At 70.7% G+C, this 2,057-nt stretch carries 1 protein-coding gene and 2 pseudogenes; all 3 read left to right on the top strand.

Annotation, left to right across the window (positions count from 1 at the left end; genetic code table 11):
* Positions 1–240: 240 nt before the first annotated feature.
* Positions 241–738 (top strand): annotated as a pseudogene (locus GPA_RS19920) (ABC transporter ATP-binding protein); the annotation flags it as partial.
* 1 nt (position 739) lies between these two features.
* Positions 740–994, top strand: a pseudogene (locus tag GPA_RS19915) (ABC transporter ATP-binding protein); the annotation flags it as partial.
* Positions 991–2,057, top strand: a 1,067-nt coding sequence (locus GPA_RS18775; RefSeq protein WP_049783987.1) for an ABC transporter permease, incomplete at its 3' end; no start/stop codon positions are given. The pseudogene GPA_RS19915 and the gene GPA_RS18775, both read left to right, overlap by 4 nt.

Genomic DNA, 2,057 nt, shown 5'->3' with positions numbered 1-2,057 from the left:
GGTCATGTGCGCGGCGACGGCGGTCGGCCTCGTGCTGGCGTTCACGCCCGCCGCGGCTTTCTTCTTGCTGGCGTGGCCCGTCGGCGGCATCGTGTGCCTTGCGATCAGGGCGCTGCGAACAGCACGGGGCGATCGCTAAGGTGCCCGGCGCGCCAATCTCGAAACCGCTCGTTCAGAGGGCTGAAACCAGGCGAAAGATGCTTCGCCCAGGTCAGTGCTGTCAAAATCAAAGGAGATCGAATGGTAGCTGCAGAAGGGCGCACGCGCGCCACCGTTTCCGCGCATGAGGTGAGGAAGTCGTTCGGCACGGGAAGGGGGAGCAGGCGGCGGGTTGTCGACGTGCTGCGGGGCGTCGACCTGCGCGTCATGCCCGGCGAGATGGTGGTCATCGTGGGGCCGAGCGGTTCGGGCAAGTCGACGCTGCTCTACTGCCTTTCGGGGCTGGAGGAGGCCGACGCGGGCTCCATCGAGGTGATGGGGAGGCAGGTCGTGGGCGCGGGCCGCGGCGAGCTGTCCAAGACGCGGCGCGACTGCGTGGGCTTCATCTTCCAGTCGTACAACCTCATCCCCTCGCTCACGGCGGGCGAGAACGTGTCGCTGCCCGCGCGCCTGGCGGGACGTCCGCTCACGGCCGCTCAGACGGGCGCCGTGCTCGCGAGCGTGGGGTTGGAGGGCCGTGCGAAGAGCCGGCCTGCGGACATGTCGGGCGGCGAGCAGCAGCGCGTGGCCATGCCCGGGNCTCGCGGGCGGGGCCGACGTGGTGTTCGCCGACGAGCCCACCGGCGCGCTGGACTCGAAGAACGGTCGCGAGGTGCTGGGGCTTCTGCGCGGCATCGCCGACGACCCGGCGCGCTCGGTGGTCATGGTGACCCACGACCTGGAGGCCGCCTCGATGGCCGACCGCGTCCTCGTGCTGAAGGACGGCCGGGTGCTGCGCGAGCTGGGACGATCGACCCCGGCGGAGATCCTCGAGGCGCTGGAGGAGGCACGATGATCCGGCTTGTGCTCTGCGACCTGCGCGACCACGCCGCCACTTGGGCGGGAGCGTTCTGCGTGGCGGTGGCCTGCGGCTTCGTCGGCGGCTTCGCGGCGTCGCTGATAGCCACGGCGAGAACGTACCCGAACACGGAATCGCTCGCGGCGTCGGTGATCATGTTCTCCGCGGTCGCGGCGGTGGCGGTGCTCGCCTCGGTGGCCGGCCTGACGGTATCGGCGCAGCGGCGAAGCTATGCGCTCTGGCAGCTGGCGAACGTGAGCCCGCGCCGGGTGGCCGCGGTGGTGCTTGCGCAGTTGGCCGTGGTGGCGGTGCTCGGTGCGGCAGTCGGCACTTCGATCGAGGCCGCCTCGTTCGCCCCGCTGTTCCCGATTGTGTTCAGCTCGCCCGACTACCAACCTATCGACCAGGTGGTTCCCGACGCGGGGCTGCTGCTCATGCCTGCGGTGTGGGCTGCGGTTGCGTGCGTGTTCCTGGTTGGCGGCGCGCGGGGCGCTCGCAGCGCGGCGAAGATGCCTCCCGTGGCCGCTCTGCGCGAGCCGGAGGCCGCGCGCAAGGGGGTTACGGCGATGCGCGCCCTCGTGTCCGCCGTGCTGGGGCTTGGCGCATGGCAGATCGCCTCGTCGCTGTTCGGGGCCGAACTGCGCGCGCTGAGCAACTCGCTGTTCCTTCCGCTGCTCATGGTAGCGACGCTGGTGCCGGTGGCCCCTGCGGCCCTTTCCGCCCTGATGGCCGCCTGGACGGCGCCCGTGCCGCAACGCCGTTTGCACGCCTGGTACCTGGCGCGGCGCACCGCGCGTTATGGCCTTGCCGCTTCAACCTCGACCGAAACCCCCATCATGGTGGGCTTCGCCCTCGTAGCGGGCATCTTCTCGCTTGGGGGCCTGCTCGAGGGGTATATACGCCAGCAGGGCCTGACCGGCTACAGCGCGACCCTCGACTGGACATCCTCGGTGCTCCTCCTGGGCGGGCCCGTGCTGCTCTGCGCCGTGGGCGCGGCGGCGAGCGTGGTCATGACGTCGAAGACGCGCACCCGCGATGTGGCCCTGCTCGTTGTGGCCGG

It is taken from the genome of Gordonibacter pamelaeae 7-10-1-b (assembly GCF_000210055.1).
Classification (GTDB): Bacteria; Actinomycetota; Coriobacteriia; order Coriobacteriales; family Eggerthellaceae; genus Gordonibacter; species Gordonibacter pamelaeae.
Note: the sequence above shows the minus strand (reverse complement) of the source record. Positions and strands in the feature narration are given on the sequence as shown.